The organism is Luteibacter yeojuensis, from assembly GCF_011742875.1.
Taxonomy (GTDB): Bacteria; Pseudomonadota; Gammaproteobacteria; order Xanthomonadales; family Rhodanobacteraceae; genus Luteibacter; species Luteibacter yeojuensis.
This window is the reverse complement of record NZ_JAAQTL010000001.1, coordinates 1,815,235-1,834,929: the sequence shown is the minus strand read 5'-3', so window position 1 is coordinate 1,834,929 and position 19,695 is coordinate 1,815,235. Positions and strand designations below refer to the sequence as shown.

The 19,695-nt window shown below is 66.7% G+C and carries 19 protein-coding genes; 12 read left to right on the top strand and 7 right to left on the bottom strand.

Annotated features, from left to right (window positions below):
• Positions 1-30: 30 nt before the first annotated feature.
• Positions 31-195 (bottom strand): hypothetical protein, encoded by a 165-nt coding sequence (locus HBF32_RS08495; RefSeq protein ID WP_338039798.1) that lies wholly within the window; start codon positions 193-195, stop codon positions 31-33.
• A 41-nt stretch (positions 196-236) separates the two neighbouring features.
• Here HBF32_RS08495 and HBF32_RS08490 point away from each other — a divergent pair, with 41 nt between their 5' ends.
• Both HBF32_RS08490 and HBF32_RS08485 read left to right on the top strand, forming a co-directional pair.
• Positions 237-497: a hypothetical protein gene (locus tag HBF32_RS08490; protein WP_166699230.1), complete on the top strand. Its 261-nt coding sequence runs from the start codon at positions 237-239 to the stop codon at positions 495-497.
• A complete protein-coding gene (locus tag HBF32_RS08485) occupies positions 497-979 on the top strand; it encodes a helical membrane plugin domain-containing protein (RefSeq protein WP_166699229.1) in 483 nt (160 codons plus the stop codon). The genes HBF32_RS08490 and HBF32_RS08485 overlap by 1 nt, the downstream gene beginning before the upstream one ends.
• Positions 980-1,027: 48 nt before the next feature.
• Here the strand turns inward: HBF32_RS08485 and HBF32_RS08480 are convergent, their stop codons facing one another.
• On the bottom strand, positions 1,028-2,386 hold the full coding sequence (locus HBF32_RS08480) for an epoxide hydrolase family protein (RefSeq protein WP_166699228.1): 1,359 nt from the start codon (positions 2,384-2,386) through the stop codon (positions 1,028-1,030).
• A 161-nt stretch (positions 2,387-2,547) separates the two neighbouring features.
• On the opposite strand from HBF32_RS08480, the gene HBF32_RS08475 reads away from it, so the two are divergent.
• Entirely contained in the window at positions 2,548-3,063 is a 516-nt protein-coding gene (locus HBF32_RS08475) for a dihydrofolate reductase (RefSeq protein ID WP_166699227.1), read from the top strand.
• A complete protein-coding gene (locus HBF32_RS08470) occupies positions 3,063-4,001 on the top strand; it encodes a Nudix family hydrolase (protein ID WP_166699226.1) in 939 nt (312 codons plus the stop codon). Before HBF32_RS08475 ends, HBF32_RS08470 begins: the two co-directional genes overlap by 1 nt.
• Before the next feature lie 75 nt (positions 4,002-4,076).
• Here HBF32_RS08470 and HBF32_RS08465 read toward each other — a convergent pair whose 3' ends face one another.
• The 4 genes from HBF32_RS08465 to uvrA all read right to left on the bottom strand — a co-directional run bounded on the left by HBF32_RS08465 (position 4,077) and on the right by uvrA (position 9,962).
• On the bottom strand, positions 4,077-4,832 hold the full coding sequence (locus HBF32_RS08465; RefSeq protein WP_166699225.1) for an enoyl-CoA hydratase/isomerase family protein: 756 nt from the start codon (positions 4,830-4,832) through the stop codon (positions 4,077-4,079).
• A gap of 155 nt (positions 4,833-4,987) precedes the next feature.
• Positions 4,988-6,448 (bottom strand): DUF4139 domain-containing protein, encoded by a 1,461-nt coding sequence (locus HBF32_RS08460; protein ID WP_166699224.1) that lies wholly within the window; start codon positions 6,446-6,448, stop codon positions 4,988-4,990.
• A 170-nt stretch (positions 6,449-6,618) separates the two neighbouring features.
• Positions 6,619-7,047 (bottom strand): acyl-CoA thioesterase, encoded by a 429-nt coding sequence (locus tag HBF32_RS08455; protein WP_166699223.1) that lies wholly within the window; start codon positions 7,045-7,047, stop codon positions 6,619-6,621.
• Entirely contained in the window at positions 7,044-9,962 is a 2,919-nt protein-coding gene (gene uvrA, locus HBF32_RS08450; RefSeq protein ID WP_166699222.1) for an excinuclease ABC subunit UvrA, read from the bottom strand. Before uvrA ends, HBF32_RS08455 begins: the two co-directional genes overlap by 4 nt.
• 177 nt (positions 9,963-10,139) lie before the next feature.
• On the opposite strand from uvrA, the gene HBF32_RS08445 reads away from it, so the two are divergent.
• The 4 genes from HBF32_RS08445 (at position 10,140) to cgtA (ending at position 12,692) form a co-directional block, all read left to right on the top strand.
• Entirely contained in the window at positions 10,140-10,646 is a 507-nt protein-coding gene (locus tag HBF32_RS08445; RefSeq protein ID WP_166699221.1) for a DUF2059 domain-containing protein, read from the top strand.
• Positions 10,647-10,877: 231 nt separating this feature from the next.
• On the top strand, positions 10,878-11,192 hold the full coding sequence (gene rplU / locus HBF32_RS08440) for a 50S ribosomal protein L21 (protein WP_166699220.1): 315 nt from the start codon (positions 10,878-10,880) through the stop codon (positions 11,190-11,192).
• Between the two features lie 20 nt (positions 11,193-11,212).
• Positions 11,213-11,470, top strand: coding sequence for a 50S ribosomal protein L27 (gene rpmA / locus HBF32_RS08435; protein WP_072321611.1), 258 nt, complete (start codon positions 11,213-11,215; stop codon positions 11,468-11,470).
• A 154-nt stretch (positions 11,471-11,624) separates the two neighbouring features.
• The gene (cgtA, locus tag HBF32_RS08430; protein WP_166699219.1) at positions 11,625-12,692 is read left to right on the top strand and encodes an Obg family GTPase CgtA; all 1,068 of its coding nucleotides are present in this window, start codon (positions 11,625-11,627) and stop codon (positions 12,690-12,692) included.
• Between the two features lie 235 nt (positions 12,693-12,927).
• Here cgtA and rpsT read toward each other — a convergent pair whose 3' ends face one another.
• Positions 12,928-13,191: a 30S ribosomal protein S20 gene (gene rpsT, locus HBF32_RS08425; protein ID WP_166699218.1), complete on the bottom strand. Its 264-nt coding sequence runs from the start codon at positions 13,189-13,191 to the stop codon at positions 12,928-12,930.
• Positions 13,192-13,514: 323 nt separating this feature from the next.
• On the opposite strand from rpsT, the gene murJ reads away from it, so the two are divergent.
• The 4 genes from murJ (at position 13,515) to lspA (ending at position 19,636) form a co-directional block, all read left to right on the top strand.
• Entirely contained in the window at positions 13,515-15,122 is a 1,608-nt protein-coding gene (gene murJ / locus HBF32_RS08420) for a murein biosynthesis integral membrane protein MurJ (protein WP_166699217.1), read from the top strand.
• 75 nt (positions 15,123-15,197) lie between these two features.
• A complete protein-coding gene (locus HBF32_RS08415) occupies positions 15,198-16,178 on the top strand; it encodes a bifunctional riboflavin kinase/FAD synthetase (RefSeq protein ID WP_166699216.1) in 981 nt (326 codons plus the stop codon).
• A complete protein-coding gene (gene ileS / locus HBF32_RS08410) occupies positions 16,175-19,063 on the top strand; it encodes an isoleucine--tRNA ligase (protein WP_166699215.1) in 2,889 nt (962 codons plus the stop codon). Before HBF32_RS08415 ends, ileS begins: the two co-directional genes overlap by 4 nt.
• Positions 19,064-19,129: 66 nt before the next feature.
• Entirely contained in the window at positions 19,130-19,636 is a 507-nt protein-coding gene (lspA, locus tag HBF32_RS08405) for a signal peptidase II (protein WP_166699214.1), read from the top strand.
• The last annotated feature ends 59 nt before the right edge of the window (positions 19,637-19,695 follow it).

The following is a 19,695-nucleotide window of genomic DNA, read 5'->3' as shown; positions in this document are numbered from 1 at the left end:
CTCCGCCTTCGCCGGACGACGGTGTGAGTATCAGCGAACCATGACGGGAAACCGCATCAAGAACTCCGCCAGCGTCAGCGTGACCGTGATCGCCAGCCACGCAAGGCCGATGCAGGCCGGGAAACGTACGGCAGGTCTGCTCTTGCGCAGCTTCATGAAGAAGAACAGAACCATGGACGTCTTCGCCGCGGCGATGGCCGGCCCCGCGACGGTATTCCAGGTGCCGAGGTGGATGCGTGCCCATCCATCATTCCAAGCCGGGCGTGAACGCGCTGACCGGCGAGCACCACGATCCTGACGTCAATACGCCGGGATACAAGGAACTGGCGGTACGCATCGAGAAACTCCCGCGGCCGAAAGGCGAGCCCGCCTTGCCGTACCGTAATTTCCGCTACGGGCGGCGCACGCCCAATGCGGGGCCCGATGCCCGCGCGAAGTGGGAGCGCCAGGAGTACGAAGATCCGCCGCGGCACATCGAACACCCGGAGACGCTGTGATGGCCGAGCCCCTCGACTTCAAACCTACCCCTGTCCGCACGCAGGCCACGGCACGCGAGGAGCTGGACCGGCTCGTGGAAACGCTGCATCGACACGGTGTGCTCCGGCTTGCGAACGACGCGGTGGCGGCGAACCAGGACATCGCGGCCATCGTCGTGAAAGGGCTCGAGACCGAAGGCGCCCGCAACCTCATGCAGAACCTCTCGGCCCTGGCGATGGTGCTGGGGAAGGTTCCGCCAGGAGCGGTCTATAAGTTCGCGGAAGCGCTTCGCGAAGCCGCGCGAGCGCTGGAGTCCGCGCCGCACGAAGCGGGCGACGCCGCCCCTGGCGTGCGTGGCGTCTACCGGCTCCTCAACGACGACGAGTTGTGGCAAACCCTGGCACCCCTGGCCCGTGCCGTCGGCGTCTTCGGCCGTGCGATGGCGCGTCCCACGCCGGAAAAACCCATCACAGCGCACTCGGGCAAGCAAAGCGACGCCTGATGCAGGCAGGCGTTTCCCACACGAATAGCGAGTCGAGCGACGTGGTACTCAACGCACCGACTTGAACGAGGCGCGAAGCTCGCTCACGAACTCGTCCGGCTGCTCCCACGCGGCGAAGTGACCGCCTTTGGGAAGCCGGTTGTAGTGGATGAGCTTCGGGAATGCCTGTTCCGCCCAACGCTTCGGCGCGGCGTAGATCTCGTCGGGGAACACGCTCACGGCGACGGGGATCTTCAGGTGTTTCGGCTCGAAGAACGGCAGCTTGTTCTCCCAGTAGAGTCGCGCGGAAGACACCGCCGTCTTCGTCAGCCAATAAAGCGTCACGTTGTCGAGGATGTCGTCGCGCGAGAGCCCTTCTTTCTGCCCGTCGAACACGCGTGCGATGAGTTCGTAGCTGCGGATGTCGTGGTCGAGCATCCATGCGGCGAGCCCGATCGGCGAGTCTTCCAGCGCGTAGAGCGTCTGCGGCTTGTTGGTCATTTCCTGGGCATATCCCAAGCCATGCTTGTAGAAGAAGTCCAGCTGCTCGTAAGCGCCTCGCTCCTCGGCGGAGAGGCCCGCGGGCGGCGGACCACCCGCGGCCAATGCCTTGGCGATGTCGTCGGGCACCGTGGCCGCCATGTTGGTATGGATGGCCAGCAGTTCCGGCGGAGCGATCACGGCCATCTGTTCGGACACGGCATCGCCCCAGTCGCCGCCCTGCGCGACGTAGCGCTTGTAGCCGAGCCGCTTCATCAGTTCGATCCACGCCCGTGCGATGTGCTGAGGGTCCCAGCCGGTGCCGGTCGGCTTGCCCGAGTAGCCATAACCCGGAAGAGAGGGGATCACGACGTCGAATGCGTCCGCAGCCTTGCCACCGTGCGCGACCGGATCGGTCAGCGGCCCGATGACCTTCATCTGCTCGACGATGGAGCCGGGCCATCCGTGAGTGATGATGACGGGCAGGGCGTTCTTGTTCTTCGAGCGCACATGGATGAAGTGGATGTCCACGCCGTCGATCGTGGTCACGAATTGCGGCAGCGCGTTGAGCCTTGCCTCGAACTTGCGCCAGTCGTAATCGGACTGCCAGTACGTCGCGAGCTTGCGCATGGTGTCCAGCCGCACACCCTGCGAGGTGTCGTCCACCGTTTCCTTGTCGGGCCATCGTGTGGCGGCGATGCGGCGGCGGAGGTCGGCGAGCTCGTCGTCGGAGACGTGGACTTTCGGGAATTCGCGTATCGAGGTGTCGTCCTTCGAAGGGGCGGCGGTCCTCGCCGCGGCCTTCACGGCACCCGTCACGGCCGCCTTGCTTCCGGACGCCGATGCCTGGCCCGCGCGCAGCGGAGGAATAACGGCGAACTGGGTCGCGCCCAGTATGAAAACGACGAGGAAAGCCCGTAGTGGGGCCGACCTGGAGTCTGCGGACATGACGTTGCCCTCGCTTCGGCGCGCGCCGGCCCCTTCATTCATCCATGAAAAACCCGGGTGCGTCTTGGAGGATATGGTTTCGCCCCAAGACGCAGAGGACTACTATCTGCCTCGCAGGGCCGCGAGCCCGACCGTTACAACTCACCGCGTAAGGACGTTCCATGGCTGTTCACCTGGTTGCCGCGCTCGACGAAAACTTTGCCATCGGCAAAAAGGGCGGCCTGCCCTGGCATCTTCCGGACGATCTGAAGTACTTCAAGAAGCTCACCAAGGACAGGGCCGTGCTGATGGGCCGGAAAACGGCCGAGTCGATCGGCAAGCCGTTGCCCGACCGCGAGAATTACGTGCTGACGCGCAAGGGCGAGGCGCCGTATGCCGGACAGATCACGGTGCGCTCCATCCAGGAGGCGCAGGCCAGCTGTGGGCATACCGGGCTGATGGTGATCGGCGGCGGCGAGGTGTTCCGGGAGGCCCTTCCCCTGGCCAGCACTCTCTATCTCACCTGGGTGTTCGCGGCCGTCGAAGGCGCCGATGTGTTCTTCCCGGGCATCGACTTCAAGGACTGGGACGAAGTCTCCCGCGTAAGCCACAAGAAGGATGCGGACCACCCGTATGCCTTCGACATGGTCGAGTACGTCCGGAAGGCGCCCGACCACGATCGGCACCGGCATCGTTGATGCACGTGGTCGCTGGCGTCCTCGTCGACGACAGCGGACGAATCCTCATCGCGCAACGCCCGGCCGGTAAGCACCTGGCCGGCATGTGGGAGTTTCCGGGCGGCAAGCTCGAACCCGGCGAGACCGCGGTGACGGCGCTCGCGCGCGAACTGGACGAGGAACTCGGCATCGCGGTCGATCCGGCTTCCTTCGAAGCCTTGATCCGCGTGCCCTGGCGCTACGGCGAGCGGGACATGCTGCTGGAGGCCCTGGTCGTCCGTGCCTGGACAGGCGAGCCCGCCGCGCTGGATGCCGCCGCGATCGCATGGCACGCGCCCGCCTCCATCGATCCGGGCCTGCTCGCCCCGGCCGACCGGCCCATCCTGGCCGCGCTGCGTCTTCCATGGCATTACCCGATAAGCCCCGCGGACGCGTCGCCGGAAGAGGCCGCCGCGTGGGTGCTGGCGGCACTGGCACGGGGCGAGCGGCTGCTGCAATTGCGGCTTCCGGGCCTGCCGAAGGAGACCGTTCGCGCCGTGGCCGCGCAGGTCCTGCCCGAGGTTGGCCGGGTCGGCGCCCGGCTGCTGCTGAGCCGCGATATCGAAGGGGCGCTGGCGCTGGGGATGGGCGTGCACCTGTCGTCGGCGCAGCTTGGCGAACTCGCCGCGCGACCGCTGCCGCTTTCCCTCGCGGTCGGAGCCTCCTGCCACGACGCCAGGGAGCTGGAACGGACATCCCGCCTCGGGTGCGATTTCGCGACATTGTCACCGGTTGTGGCGACGGCAAGCCATCCGGATGCCGAGCCGCTGGGTTGGCCGCGCTTCGGGCGCATGGCGGAAGCGGCCTCGCTGCCCGTGTACGCCTTGGGCGGCCTCGGCCCCGGCGACGTGGCGGAGGCCAGGTTGCACGCAGGCCAAGGCGTTTCAGCCATCCGGGGCTTCGTGCAGGAGCCGCTATAGCGGCGAGGGAATCCTGCCCGGCCGCTTCATCGCTTCGCTGGCTTCTCGCCGCTATAGCGGCTCCTACAGCGGGGGCTACCTGGATTTGAGGCGGGCTACGAGCGCCTTCAGTACCGTCTGCGTTTCCTCGCCGAAGAAATCGTCGATGAAACCCGGGTCGAGGAGGTCGCTCGTGTCGCCCCAGACGGCCAGGAGGTCGGCACGGGCGATGGCGCGGGTGCGCAGCATGGCCTTCGGCGGCAGCTTCAGCAGGTCTTCCAGCCATAGCACCGCGCGCGTCACCACCTGTTCCACCGCGGCCAGTTCGTCGACCAGCCCGATCGCATGCGCCTGCTCCGCGTCGACCATGGCGCCTGCCACCAGCAGGCGCTCGGCGCGGTAAGCGCCCACGATGCGGCGCATGGCGAACTGGATCGGCTCGGGGACGGAAAGGCCGACCTGTACTTCGTTAAGACCGATCTTGTAGACACCGTGCGCCATGATCCGGTAATCGCAGAACAGCGACACGACCGCGCCGCCGGCCGGGCTGTGCCCGGTGATCGCGGCGACGGTAGGCACGCGCGAGGCGGCAATGGTGCCGCACAGCGCGAAGAACTCGTCCCAGAATGCCTTGACGCCCGCGCGATCGCGCTGGATCAGGGCGGGTACGTCCACGCCGGCGGAAAACATGCCCTGCGCGCCCGAGATCACGATGCCGCGGGCACCGTTGGCCGGTGCCTCGGCGATGGCCTCGCGCAGCGCCTGGAGCAGGCCGATGTCGAACGCGTTCACCGGTGCGCGCGCCATGCGGATTTCTTGGATGCCACCGTCGTGCGGAAGGATGTCGAGCATGGTCGTGGGTCCGTTTGGGGTTGCGCCGATTATGGCGATCGAAACCCGGAATGTCGCGACACCGCTGTGTAGGAGCCGCTATAGCGGCGAGGAAACCTCGCGATATGGTCGCAAGTTGGCCCTCGCCGCCATGGCGGCTCCTACAGATGCCTTGCTTACTTCGGCAGGTCGGCGTCGATCCAGGTGTACTGCACCGCGTAATCCAGCGTGGCGCTGCCGTTGGCCGGTACCTCCACCTTGAATTCGAGCAGTTCCGGCGAGACCTTCGTCGGCTTCAGCGAAGACGACGCGACCTTCCATGCACGCCAGCGGTTCGGATGTTCGTGGACGGTGATCGTGCGGGCCGTGTCGCCGGCGTTGGAGAGCACGATGCGGAACGCCTCGTCGATGCGGTGCGCGTCCGCGTCCGCCGTGAATGCCGTCTGCTCGCGCCTGGCCGAGAGGTCGAAGGCGTTGCCCAGCGACACGGTGGTGTCCTGGTTCTTCGGCGTGTCGTCGATGCGTCCCTCGCCGAGGAGTTCCGCATTGCCGTCGCGGTCGGTGGTCAGCACGCGCACGTAGCCGGCCGGCAGGCTGTCGAAGGCCTTGAAGCGGAGGTTGGAGACGATCGGCACGCCGTCCGCGGGAGGAACCGTCTGGCGTTCCATGTTCGGGCGGGGCGGGAACCAGCCGCCGGCCTGCGAGTCGTACAGCGCCTGGCGCTCGCAATCGAGCGTGCGGCGGTCGTAGAGCGGCGTCTGCGTGACGCTGCCGTCCGGCAGGTCCACCGCGGCGGGGAGCGTATAGGTGCGGAGGTCGCCCAGCGTGGCCTGGGCGGGCGTTCGCTCGGGCGCCTTGGCCATCGCGGCGACCATGCCACGGTCGAACATCCTCGGCTGCGGCGGGGTCTTCGCCCGGCGCGCCTCGCCCGCGACCAGCTTCAGCGTCACGTCTTCCCAGTCGCGGCCGCTGCGGTTGGCGATGCTGGCGGCGGCGTCGAAGGTCATGCGGCAGGCATGGCCGGGCTGCAGCGTGGCGACGTACGCGCCGCGCCAGCCAAGCCCGGAGGTGGGGTAGTCGAGCTGGGCGTTCGCATGGCCCGCGCCGCTGCCGGCGACGCGTACCTGCAGCGTCGATCCGCGCGCGAAATCCTTGCTGTCCGCGGCGCGTAGCGCGGCGTACTGGCGCACGAGCGTCGCCTGGCCGTTCGCCTCGCGCACCACGAGCGCGTCGCCGCCGCGGACCAGCGTGCCGCTGGCGATGGGTTGGCCGCTCTCGCCGATCACGCTGATGTTGTGCCCCACGAGGCCGGCCACCGCGCCGTCGAAGCCCTGGCCGAGCAGGAGGCGTTGCGAGACGACGCGGGTTTCCTTGCCGGGAAAGCGCAGGGACAGCGCCTCGCTGTCGAGCGCGGCGGGCAGGCCGTCGATGGACAGGTCCTGCGTGCCGCCCTTCAAGTCGAAGGCGCGGCGCTCGTGGACGACGGCGTAGCCGTCGCCGGAGACGGCATCGCCGCCCGTGGAAAACAGCTGGTCGCCATCGGCGCGGTACAGCGTGAGCGCGGTGCGCTCGTCGGCGGCGAAGGCGGGGAGGGCGACGGCGCAGGCGATCGCGAGGACGAGGGAACGTTGCAGCATGGTGCTCTCCATGTAGACCCTCGCGGATCATACCGGCGACACATGAACAATGTGGGAGCCGCAGCAACCTTGCAGGAGCCGCAGCAACCTTGTAGGAGCCGCTATAGCGGCGAGAAGCCTACGGAGCGACTAAGCGGCGAGGTAAATCCCCCTCGCCGCCATAGCGGCTCCTACACGGGAACCGCGTCGCGGATCGCCTGTGGCAGCGGCACCGGCCGGCCGCTGCGGGTGTCGATCCACACCATGGTGATGCTGCCGTCGCAGTGGATACGCGTCGGATCGTTGCTGTCGAGGATGCGGTGGCCGATCGTCATCGAGCTGTTGCCGATGCGATTGACGAACAGCTCGATCTGGATGTCCGCCGGCCATTCGATGGGCAGCCGGTAGTTGAGCTCGCTGTGCGCCATGACCGGCGCGGCTTCCGGGCTGTACCACTCGCCCGGGACGTCCTTCAGCCACTGCAGCCGCGCTTCCTGGAGGTAGACGAGATAGTTGGCGTTGTTGACGTGGTTGTAGGCGTCGAGGTCCTGCCAGCGCACGTCCATCGGCGTGATGAACAGCGGGACGGGCGCAGGCGTCAGGGAGGCTTCGGTACTCATGCGGTCCTTTTCTTTTTCGCCGGAGCCGCCTTTTTCGCGGCCGTCTTCTTCGGAGCGGCCTTCGCAGCCGCGGGTTTCGCGACCGGTGCGGCCGGCTTCAGGTGCGGGAGCAGGAAGCGGCCGGTGTGCGAGGCCTTCGTGGCGGCCACCTTTTCCGGCGTGCCGCTCACGAGGATGCGCCCGCCGCCCGCACCGCCTTCGGGGCCGAGGTCGATCAGCCAGTCGGCCGTCTTGATCACGTCGAGATTGTGTTCGATCACGACCACGGTGTTGCCGTGTTCCACGAGCTGGTGAAGCACGTCGAGCAGTTGCTCGATGTCGTGGAAATGCAGGCCGGTGGTCGGCTCGTCGAGGATGTACAGGGTGCTGCCCGTGTCGCGCTTCGATAGCTCCTTCGAGAGTTTGACGCGCTGCGCTTCGCCGCCGGAGAGCGTGGTGGCGCTCTGGCCGAGCTTGATGTAATCGAGACCCACGGCGCGCAACGTCTCGAGCTTGCGCGCGATCACCGGCACGTTCTCGAACAGCTTGAAGGCATCTTCCACCGTCATGTCCAGCACGTCGGCGATGGTGTGGCCCTTGTACATGACTTCCAGCGTCTCGCGGTTGTAGCGCTTGCCGTGGCACACGTCGCAGGGCACGTACACGTCGGGGAGGAAGTGCATCTCCACCTTGATCATGCCGTCGCCTTCGCAGGCCTCGCAGCGGCCGCCGCGTACGTTGAAGCTGAAGCGGCCCGGCGTGTAGCCGCGCTGGCGCGACTCGGGCACCTGCGCGTACAGCTCGCGCAGCGGCGTGAACAGGCCGGTATACGTGGCCGGGTTCGAGCGCGGCGTGCGGCCGATCGGCGACTGGTCGATGTCCACGACCTTGTCGAACAGTTCCAGTCCCTCGATGGACTCGTACGGTGCCGGCTGCTCGCCCGCGCCGTTGAGTTCCATCGCGGCCAGGCGATAGAACGTGTCGTTGATGAGTGTGGATTTGCCCGACCCGGATACGCCGGTCACGCAGGTGAAGGTGCCGACCGGGATGCGGACGTCCACGTCCTTCAGGTTATTGCCGCTTGCGCCCTTGAGTTCGATCCACTGGTCGTCGCGGGCCTCGCGGCGCTTCGCCGGTACCTGGATGCCGCGCTCGCCACTCAGGTACTTGGCCGTAACCGAGGCCGGGGACGCGAGCACCTGGTCCAGCGTGCCCTCGGCCACGATATGGCCGCCATGCACGCCGGCGCCGGGGCCGATGTCCAGGATATGGTCCGCCGCGCGAATGGCGTCCTCGTCGTGTTCCACCACGATGACCGTGTTGCCGAGGTCGCGCAGCCGGGTGAGCGTGCCGAGCAGGCGTTCGTTGTCGCGCTGGTGCAGTCCGATGGACGGCTCGTCCAGCACGTACATCACACCCACGAGGCCGGCACCGATCTGGCTGGCCAGGCGGATGCGCTGCGCCTCGCCGCCGGAGAGCGAATCCGCCTGGCGGTCGAGCGTGAGGTAGTTGAGGCCCACGTCGTTGAGGAAGGTGAGGCGTTCGCGGATCTCCTTCACGATCTTCACGGCGATCTCGCCACGCCAGCCCGGAAGCTTCAGCTTCTCGAAAAAGGCCAGGGCGGTATCGATCGCCAGCGAGGTGATTTCCGGAATCGCGCGGTCGGCCACGAAGACGTTGCGCGCCGACGGGTTCAGGCGCTGGCCCCCGCAATCGGGGCAGGGATGGTCCGCGATGTAGCGCGACAGTTCCTCGCGCACCGCGGCCGATTCGGTTTCGCGGTAACGGCGCTCGAGGTTCGGCAGGATGCCTTCGAACTTGTGTTCGCGGGTGACCTTGCCGCCGCGCTCCGTGATATAGCGGAACGGGATGAGTTCGCGGCCGGATCCGTTGAGGACCGCGTTCTGCGCCGACTTCGGCAGTTCGCGCCACGGCGTTTCCGGGTCGAAGCCGTAGTGCTTACCCAGCGAGATGACCATCTGGTAGTAGTACGGGTTGCGCCGGTCCCAGCCGCGGATGGCGCCGCCGGCGAGGCTGAGTTCCGGATGGCCCACCACACGCGCGGGATCGAACACCTGCGTGATGCCCAGGCCGTCGCAGGTCGGGCATGCGCCCACGGGCGAGTTGAACGAAAACAGGCGCGGCTCGAGTTCCGGCAGCGAGTAGTCGCACATCGGACAGGAAAAGCGCGAGGAGAACAGCTGCTCCTGTGCCTTCGCGTCGTCCATGTCCACCAGGATGACGATGCCGTCGCCGAGGCGCAGCGCGGTCTCGAAGGATTCGGCCAGGCGCTGCTTGATGTCCTCGCGCGGCTTGAAGCGGTCGATCACCGCTTCGATGGTGTGCTTCTGCCGCAGCGTGAGGGGTGGCACGGCGTCGAGGTCGTAGACCTCGCCGTCCACGCGGGCACGCACGAAGCCCTGGGCGCGCAGCTGGTCGAAGACCTGCACGTGTTCGCCCTTGCGTTCGCGGATGACCGGCGCCAGCAGCATCCAGCGCTTGTCGGCGTCCAGCGCCAGCGCGGTGTCCACCATCTGGCTGACGGTCTGCGCTTCCAGCGGGATGCCGTGCGTGGGGCACCGCGGTGTACCGACGCGCGCGTAGAGCAGGCGCAGGTAGTCGTACACCTCGGTGATCGTACCGACGGTGGAGCGCGGGTTATGCGACGTCGACTTCTGTTCGATCGAGATGGCCGGGGAGAGGCCTTCGATCGTGTCCACGTCCGGCTTCTCCATCATCGAGAGGAACTGCCGGGCATAGGCCGACAGCGACTCGACGTAGCGACGCTGGCCTTCGGCATAGATGGTGTCGAAAGCCAGCGAGGATTTGCCGGACCCGGACAGGCCCGTGATCACGATCAGGCGATCGCGGGGCAGGTCGAGGTCGATATTCTTGAGATTGTGCGTGCGGGCGCCGCGGATGCGAATGCTGTCCATGTGCCGACGTAGATGGGGGAAGTCGACGACTATACCAAGGGTTTCCGGCCTGTATGCCGGCTCGATTTTTGACGGTTCATCACATTTGTTATGAGGGTTACGACAGGACCCCGGCGGGGCTACCATGGCCCGATCCCGGGGAGGGATCACAGCCAATCATCCGAGAGGAAGACACGCATGCGTAAGTGGACAGGGATTGCCGCCGGCCTCGTGCTGGCGGGTTGTGCGGGGCAGGCCCTGGCGGCGGTGCCGTCCGAACAGCAGGTGCGCCAGCTGATGGATGCCGTGGGCATGGGCCGCATGCTCAGCCAGATGAACAGCCAGATGGCGGGCGTGATGCAGAACGCGCTGCCCTGCGTGCCGGCCAGCTACTGGCAGGGTTTCGTGGACGCCAACGCCACCAACCAGCTGATCGGCCGCATGGTGCCGGTCTACCAGAAGCATTTCACGGCCGAGGACATCGACGGCCTGCTCAAGTTCTACCGCTCGCCCCTGGGCCAGAAGGTGATCACCCAGATGCCGGCCACGATGGCCGAGGGCATGCAGATCGGCAAGCAATGGGGCCAGGAGCGCGGCAAGCAGATGATTTCGCAGCTCCAGAGCCAGGGCACGCTGAACCAGCAGGGCCAGTGTCCGGCCACCGCGGCGGCGAAGCCGGCGCCCGCCCCGGCACCGAAGAAGTAACGAGAGACCGTCGGGGAACTGAAGTACCTCCCCCACGCCGTCGCTCCTGCCTCCGCAGGAGCGGCGGTTCTTTGCAAGTTATTGTTTTTGCGGCACTTGAGGGATTTGCCGGTCCTGGGGTGTTTCTTTAACCCGCTGATTGACCTTGCCTTTTGCACCCCGCTATAATTCGCGATTCGCAACACCCGCAACACCCAAAAAGAACTACATAAACAGCAACAGGAAACCACCATGAGCTACGCAGTCATCAAGACCGGTGGCAAGCAGTATCGCGTGATGGCAGGCGAAGTCCTGCGCGTCGAGCTGCTCAACGCCGAAGTCGATTCCACCGTCCAGTTCGACCAGGTCCTCCTTGTCGGCGAAGGCGAGTCGATCACCGTCGGCGCCCCGCTGGTCGCCGGTGCCACCGTCAGCGCGAAGGTTCGCGCCCACGGCCGCGCCGATAAGATCCGCATCGTCAAGTTCCGTCGTCGCAAGCACTACAAGCGCACGCAGGGACACCGTCAGCATTACACCGAAATCGAGATCACGGGCATCAACGCCTGAGTCGCCGGAGGATATAAGTCATGGCACATAAAAAAGGCGTAGGTTCCAGCCGTAACGGCCGCGATTCGAACCCGAAGTACCTCGGCGTGAAGATCTACGGTGGCCAGGCTGTCGAAGCCGGTAACATCATCGTTCGCCAGCGTGGCACCAAGTTCCACGCCGGCGTGGGCGTCGGCCTCGGCCGCGACCACACCCTGTTCGCGCTGGTCGACGGCACCGTGTCGTTCAAGACCCGCGGCGACAAGGGCCGCAAGTTCGTCGACGTCGTCCAGGCGTAAGCCTCCTTCGACGCGATAACGAAGGCCCCGCCATAGGCGGGGCTTTTCGTTTTTGCGTAAAGCGTGAACCGTAAAGCGTAAACCGTCAGTGGCTCCGCCATGGCAATTCGCGCTATACGGTTCACGGTTCACTCTTCACGGTTCACTCTTTCCTATGAAATTCGTCGACGAAGCGCAAATCAGAGTCTCGGCCGGTGACGGCGGCAACGGCTGCGTGAGCTTCCGTCGCGAAAAGTTCATTCCCTTCGGCGGCCCCGACGGCGGCGACGGCGGCAGCGGCGGTTCCGTGTGGCTGGTGGCCGACGAGGGCCTCAACACGCTCGTGGATTTCCGGCACATGCGCTCGTTCAAGGCCCCTCGTGGCCAGGGCGGCATGGGTAGCCAGATGTATGGCAAGGGCGGCGACGACATCGAGGTCCGCGTGCCCGTGGGCACGGTGGTCACCAACGTCGATACCGACGAGGTGATCGGCGACCTCACCGCGCACGGCCAGCGCCTGAAGGTGGCGCAGGGCGGCCGTGGCGGTCTTGGCAACATTCACTTCAAGAGCTCGGTGAACCGGGCGCCGCGCAAGGCTACCCCGGGCACGCCGGGCGAGGTGCGCGACCTGAAGCTCGAGCTGCGCCTGCTGGCCGACGTGGGTCTGCTGGGCTTCCCCAATGCGGGCAAGAGCACCTTCATCCGCGCCGTATCGGCGGCGACGCCGCGCGTGGCGGATTATCCCTTCACCACGCTGCACCCGAACCTGGGCGTCGTGCGTATCGGCACCGACCAGAGCTTCGTGATCGCGGACATCCCCGGCATCATCGAGGGCGCGGCCGAAGGCGCGGGCCTGGGCATCCAGTTCCTTCGTCATGTCTCGCGCACCAGCCTCCTGCTGCACGTCGTCGACATCCACCCCATCGACGGTTCCGATCCGGTGGAGCAGGTGCGCGCCATCGAGCACGAACTGCAGCAGTTCGACACCGAGCTGGTCGACCGCCCCCGCTGGCTGGTGATCAACAAGTCCGACGTCATCGACGACGAGGACGAGCTGAAGCGGGTAGTGGACGATATCGTGGCGCGCCTGGAGTGGACCGCGCCGTGGTTCGTGGTCTCCGCCGCGGGCCAGGTGGGTACCTGGGACGTATGCCTCAAGGTGCAGCAGTTCTTCGACGCGGAGCGCGCGGCGCGGCGTGAGCGGACTGAGGCCATGGACGACGTACGCATGCGGGGTGAGTGACTGCCCTGTAGGAGCCGCTATAGCGGCGAGGGCGGCCTGCCTCGCTGCTTCATGGCTTCGTTGGCTTCTCGCCGCTATAGCGGCTCCTACAGATAAAGGGCAACAAAAAAGCCGGCGTGAGGCGGCCTGCTTTTTTATAAGTACAAAAAAGCCGGCGTGAGGCGGCCTGCTTTTTTATAAGTACAAAAAAGCCGGCGTGAGCCGGCTTTTTCGTGAACGACGATGTCGCGCAGGCTTACGCCAGGTCGCGGATCTTCGCGTTCAGGCGGCTCTTGTGGCGAGCGGCCTTGTTCTTGTGGATCAGGCCACGGGCAGCGTAACGGTCCATCACCGGCACGGCGACGGCGTAGGCGCTGGCGGCGCCGGCCTTATCCTTGGCGTCGATCGCCTTGACGACCTTCTTCAGTGCGGAACGCACCATGGAACGCGCGCTGACGTTGCGCAGACGGCGCTGCTCCGACTGACGCGCACGCTTCTTCGCGGACTTGATGTTGGCCAAGGTAAAGCTCCAGAGTTCGGTTGGTTTTAAAAAAGACGCCCATTTTGGGGCCAAAGGCGGGTCGCGTCAATAGGTTAGGGCCATCTCCCTTGTAGGAGCCGCTATAGCGGCGAGAAGCCAATGGAGCGACGAAGCAGCGAGGCAAGTTCCCCTCGCCGCCATGGCGGCTCCTGCAGCGAGGGCCGGCAGGGGCGCGGGCGGCCGAAGGTTGTCCTTGATTTTTCAGGGGAAGGACTGTCCTCCGCCCCATCGTCGCTGTCAAACTAGGGGTTTGCGGCGGCCTACCGGGCCGCTCCGATCGTCCCAAGGCGGCCTTCGACCGGATGAAAACCCCCAGTCTCCTTCGCGGCATGCTCAGCTTCAGCGGCATGACCATGGTATCGCGCGTGCTCGGGCTGGTACGCGACATGGCGATCAACGCCTCGTTCGGCGCCAACGCGGCCACCGACGCCTTCTGGGTGGCCTTCCGCATCCCGAACTTCATGCGCCGGCTGTTCGCCGAGGGTTCCTTCTCGACGGCCTTCGTGCCCGTCTTCACGGAAGTGAAAGAGACCCGGCCCCACGAGGACCTGAAGCGACTGATGTCGCTCACCTCGGGCACGCTCGGCGGCGTGCTGCTCGTGGTGGTCGCGCTCGGCATCGTCTTCGCGCCCCAGGTCACCGCGCTGTTCTCGCCGGGTGCCATCGAGGCGCCGGAAAAGTTCTCCCTGACCGTCGACCTGCTGCGCCTGACCTTCCCGTTCCTGCTGTTCGTGTCGCTCACCGCGCTGTCCGGCGGCGCGCTCAACAGTTTCCACCGCTTCGGCCTGCCGGCGCTCACGCCGGTGATCCTCAACCTGTGCATGATCGCCGGCGCCCTGTGGCTCGCCCCGCGGTTGCAGACGCCGATCATGGCGATGGGATGGGCGATCCTGCTGGCCGGCATGCTCCAGCTGGTCTTCCAGCTGCCGGCCCTGCGTGGCCTCGACCTGCTCGCGCTGCCGCGCTGGGGATGGAGTTCGCCGGACGTGCGCCGGATCATGACGCTGATGGTGCCGACCCTGTTCGGCTCCTCCGTGGCCCAGATCAACCTGCTTCTGGATACCGTGATCGCCTCGCTGCTGATCGCCGGCTCGCAGAGCTGGCTCTCGCAGGCCGACCGCTTCCTCGAATTGCCCCTGGGCGTGTTCGGCGTGGCCCTCGGCACGGTGATCCTGCCGTCGCTGTCGCGCCACCACGTGGCCACCGACAAGGAAGGCTTCTCGCGCGCGCTCGACTGGGGTCTGCGCACGACCCTGCTGATCGCCGTACCGGCGATGTTCGCGCTGATGCTCCTGTCCGTGCCACTGGTGGCGACGATCTTCCAGCATGGCCGTTTCACTGCCTTCGACACGAAGATGGCGTCGCTTTCCATCTCGGCGCTGAGCTTCGGCCTGCCGGCCTTCGCGCTGGTCAAGGTGGTGCTGCCCGCGTTCTATGCGCGCAAGGACACGAAGACGCCCGTGCGCGCCGGCGTGGCCTCGCTCGTGGCGAACATGGTCTTCAACGTGGCCTTCCTGGCCCTGCTGTTCTTCCTGTGGGCGAGCCCCGAACAGAAGGCTGGCTCGTGGATGGCGGCGCTTGCGGCGATCCCGGGCCTGCACATGGCCCTCGGCATGGCGAGCGCGGTGGCGAGCTACCTCAACCTGTGGCTGCTCTGGCGCTGGCTCGGCAAGGCCGGCGTCTACACGCGGCAACCCGGTTGGAGTCGCCACCTCGTCCGCCTCGCGGTGTCGTGCGGCGTGATGGTGGCCGTTCTCCTGGCCGGTCTGTACGTCTGGCCGGACTGGAGCGGCGTCGAGAAGTGGGAGCGGGTATGGCGCCTGGCGGTGCTCGTCGGCGCGGGCGGCGGCGCCTACCTCGCGACCCTGTTCGCCCTGGGCTTCCGCCTGCGCGAATTGCGCGCCCATTGACGGTCGCGGCGGCCTTGCGGGCCGCTATACTGGTCCGATGGCTTTCATTCCGCATCGATTCCTGGGCGCCCCGGCATGACGCTGCGACTCCATCGCGACGTCGACGGTCCCTGCCTCGCGCCCGGCGGCAGCATCGTGGCGATCGGCGCCTTCGACGGCCTGCACCTGGGCCACCAGGCCATCCTCGTCGAGGTGCGCCGGCGTGCCGAAGCCGCGGCCCTGCTGCCCGCCGTGATCACATTCGACCCGCTGCCCCGCGCCTTCTTCTCGAAGGAGCCGGTGCCGCGCCTTTCGGGCGTGCGCGAGAAGGCCGAGGGTATGACCGCTGCCGGCATCCGCGAACTCCTGTCGCTACGTTTCGACCGTGCGCTCACCGAGATGTCCGCCGAGGACTTCGTGCGCAAGGTCATCGTCGGGCGCATGGCCGCCCGCGAAGTGTGGGTCGGCGAGGATTTCCGTTTCGGTCACCGTCGCGGGGGCGATTTCGCCCTGTTGCAGGCCATGGGCGCCGACCTGGGCTTTACCGCCCATGCGGTGGCCCCGGTGATCGTCGACGGCGAGCGGGTCTCGTCCTCGCGCGTGCGTACGCTGCTGGCCGAGGGCGACTTCGCCGCGGCCACGCGGCTGCTCGGGCGGCCGTTCGTGATCGACGGCCACGTGGAGCGCGGCAAGCAGTTGGGGCGGACCTTGGGCTATCCCACCGCCAACGTACACCTCGGCGACCGCGTGAGTCCGATCCACGGCATCTTCGCCGTGCGCATCGGCATCGGCGACGGGCCGTGCAGCTGGCCGGGCGTGGCGAGCCTCGGCTTCCGCCCTACGGTGAACGAGGTGCGCGAACCGCTGCTCGAAGCCCATCTGTTCGATTTCTCCGGCGACCTCTACGGCCAGCGCATCGGTGTGGAGTTCGTGCGGAAACTGCGCGACGAAGAAAAATTCGACGGTCTCGACGCCCTTACCGCGCAGATGCGCCAGGACGAGATTGCCGCGCGGCAGGCCCTTGGGATGAACCCCATACTTGTCGAAGCCCCAGAAGCTTACGGTTCCCAGCGATGACCCAGGATTACAAGAACACGATCAACCTGCCGCAGACGGCATTCCCGATGCGCGGCGACCTGCCCAAGCGCGAGCCGGGCTGGCTGGCCACGTGGGAACGCGTGGGCCGTTACGCGCAGATCCAGGAGCGCACCGCCGGGCGCGACAAGGTCTTCGTGCTGCACGATGGCCCCCCGTACGCCAACGGCGCGATCCACCTGGGCCATGCGGTCAACAAGGTGCTCAAGGACGTCGTGGTGAAGTCCAGGCTGATGGCCGGCTATCGCGCACCGTACGTGCCGGGCTGGGACTGCCATGGCCTGCCCATCGAGATCGCCATCGAGAAGAAGTTCGGCAAGGCGGGCGACAAGCTCGATGCCGCCGCGTTCCGGCAGAAGTGCCGGGAATACGCCATGGCGCAGATCGACCTGCAGCGCGTGGATTTCAAGCGCCTGGGCGTGCTCGGCGATTGGGAAAAGCCTTACCGCACGCTCGACTTCACCTATGAGGCCGACATGATCCGCGCGCTGGCGCGCATCGTCGCCAACGGGCACGTCGTGCGCGGCGCCAAGCCGGTGTACTGGTGCTTCGATTGCGGCTCGGCGCTGGCCGAGGCGGAGATCGAATACGCCGACAAGGAATCTCCCGCGGTGGACGTGGCGTACGACGCCGTCCATCCGAAGGAAATCGGTGCCGAATTCGGTGTCGACGTGGGCGACGCCATCGTGGCCGTGCCCATCTGGACGACCACGCCCTGGACGCTGCCGTCCAGCCAGGCGGTCTCCCTGGGCGGCGAAATCGACTATGTCCTCGTGGAAGGCCCCGAGAGGGAAGGGCGCCGCCAGCTGCTCGTGCTCGCCGAGCCGCTGTGGGTCGCCGCCCTCAAGCGATACGACGCGTTCGAGCCATTGAGCGATGTCCAGGGCTCCGCGACCTACGCCGTGCTCGGCAGGGTGCAGGGCGCGGCGCTCGAGAACATGCAGCTGCGGCATCCTTTCTATGACCGGCAGGTGCCGATCATCCTCGGCGATCACGTTTCGGCCGACGACGGCACGGGTGCCGTGCACACGTCGCCGGACCATGGTGCGGACGATTTCGCCGTGGGCCAGAACTACGGCATCGGCACGCTCAACTACGTGGACGGTCGCGGCGTCTACCGCGCCGACCTGCCGCTGGCGGGCGACGTTTCTTTCGCCGGCGTGCACATCTGGAAGGCCAACGACCAGATCGTGAAGCTGTTGGCCGATCGCCGCGTGCTGCTCGCCTCGGCGAAGCTCAAGCACAGTTACCCGCATTGCTGGCGGCACAAGACCCCGGTGATCTTCCGCGCCACGCCGCAGTGGTTCATCGGCATGGAACAGGCCGATCTTCGCCGTACCGCGCTCACTTCGATCAAGGCCGTGCGCTGGGTGCCGGGCTGGGGCGAGGAGCGCATCGCCGGCATGGTCGAAGGCCGTCCCGACTGGTGCATCTCGCGCCAGCGTACCTGGGGCGTGCCGATCACGCTGTTCATCGACAAGGACACCCACGAGCCGCACCCGGATACCGTGCCCCTCATGGAAAAGGTGGCACAGAAGGTCGCGCTCGAGGGCATCGACAGCTGGTTCTCGCTCGATCCGCGCGAACTGCTGGGCGACGATGCCGACAAGTACGAGAAGGTGACCGACGTCCTCGACGTATGGTTCGACTCCGGCGTGAGCCATTTCGCCGTGCTGGGCGCGCGCCCCGAGCTGCAGCCGGGCGACGCCAGCGAATACAAGGTGATGTACCTCGAAGGCTCCGACCAGCATCGCGGCTGGTTCCAGTCCTCGCTGCTGACATCGGCGGCCATCCACGGCCGCGCGCCGTACGACCATGTGCTGACCCATGGCTTCACCGTGGACGCGCAGGGCCGCAAGATGTCCAAGTCGCTGGGCAACGGCATCGAGCCGCAGGACATCATGAAGACCCTCGGCGCCGACATCCTGCGCCTGTGGATCTGCTCCACCGATTACCGCAACGAGATGTCGCTCTCGGACGAGATCCTGAAGCGCGTGGCCGATACCTACCGGCGTATTCGCAACACGGCGCGCTTCCTGCTCGGCAACCTCGACGGATTCGATCCGGACAAGCATCTGATTGCCACCGACGCGTGCCTCGCGCTCGATCGCTGGGCCGTGCAGCAGGCGGCCGATGCGCAGGCCGCCATCGTGGCCGCGTACGAGCGCTACGACTTTCCCGAGATCGTCCAGCGCGTGCAGAACTTCTGCACCAACGAACTCGGTGCGTTGTACCTCGACATCACGAAAGACCGTCTGTACACGATGCCGACGGACAGCCTCGGCCGGCGCAGCGCGCAGAGTGCGATGTACCGGATCCTCGAGGCGATGCTGCGCTGGCTCGCGCCGATCGTCAGCTTCACCGCCGAGGAAGCCTGGGCGCACATGCCCGGCACGCGTGGCGAGTCGGTGCTGTTCGAGACCTTCTACGACGGCCTCGATGTGCGCCAGGACGGCGATGCGCGCGGCTGGTGGGCGACGCTGCTGGCGATCCGCGAGACTGCTTCGCGCGTGCTGGAGGGCATGCGCAAGGCGGGCCAGATCGGCGCCTCGCTCGACGCCACGCTCGCGATCCACGCCGACTTGGCGACGCAGGCGGCCTTGGCCGAATCCGCGTCCGAACTACGCTTTTTCTTCATCACCTCGGACGTGGCGCTGGCTCCCCTCGAGAGCCGGCCGGCCACGGCGGAGCGCGTGGAACTCGACGGGGCGGAGGTTTACGTATCTGCCGCGGTCAGCGACGCCGTCAAGTGCATCCGTTGCTGGCAGCATCGCGCCGATGTCGGTGTCGATCCGGCGCACCCCGAGATCTGCGGCCGCTGCGTGACGAACGTGACGGGGCAGGGCGAGGACCGCCGCTGGTTCTGACCGGCCGATACCCGAGCACCCGCGCCGCCCGGCGGCGCGGGTTCCTGTCCGCCAATGGCTTTCCGAATGACCGTACGCCCGAAACCCAACGCCCTGTCCTGGCTGTGGCTCGCCGCCGCCATGATCGTGCTCGACCAGCTGACGAAGTGGTGGGCGCTCACGGCCCTGCAGCCGGCGGAGACGCCGCACCCGGTGATCCCCGGCATCCTGAACTGGACGCTCACCTTCAACACGGGCGCCGCGTTCAGCTTCCTGGCGGACAGCGCCGGCTGGCAGCGCTGGTTCTTCGTGCTGCTGGCCGTGGCAGTGAGCGCCACGCTGGGCGTGTGGCTCTCCCGCACGCCACGCGGCGACTGGCGCACCGCGGCACCGCTGGCGCTGATCCTCGGGGGCGCGCTGGGCAACGTCATCGACCGGCTGCATGCGGCCAAGGTCACCGATTTCATCCAGGTCTTCCTGGGCAGCTATCCCTTTCCGGTGTTCAATGTCGCCGATTCGGCCATCAGCGTCGGCGCCGTGGCCCTGATCGTGTTCAGCATGTTCGGCGGATCGCAGAAGCCCGTCTCACCCTGACCAAGGACGCATATGGGCTGTAGGAGCCGCCATAGCGGCGAGACCAACCTGCGGGGGTG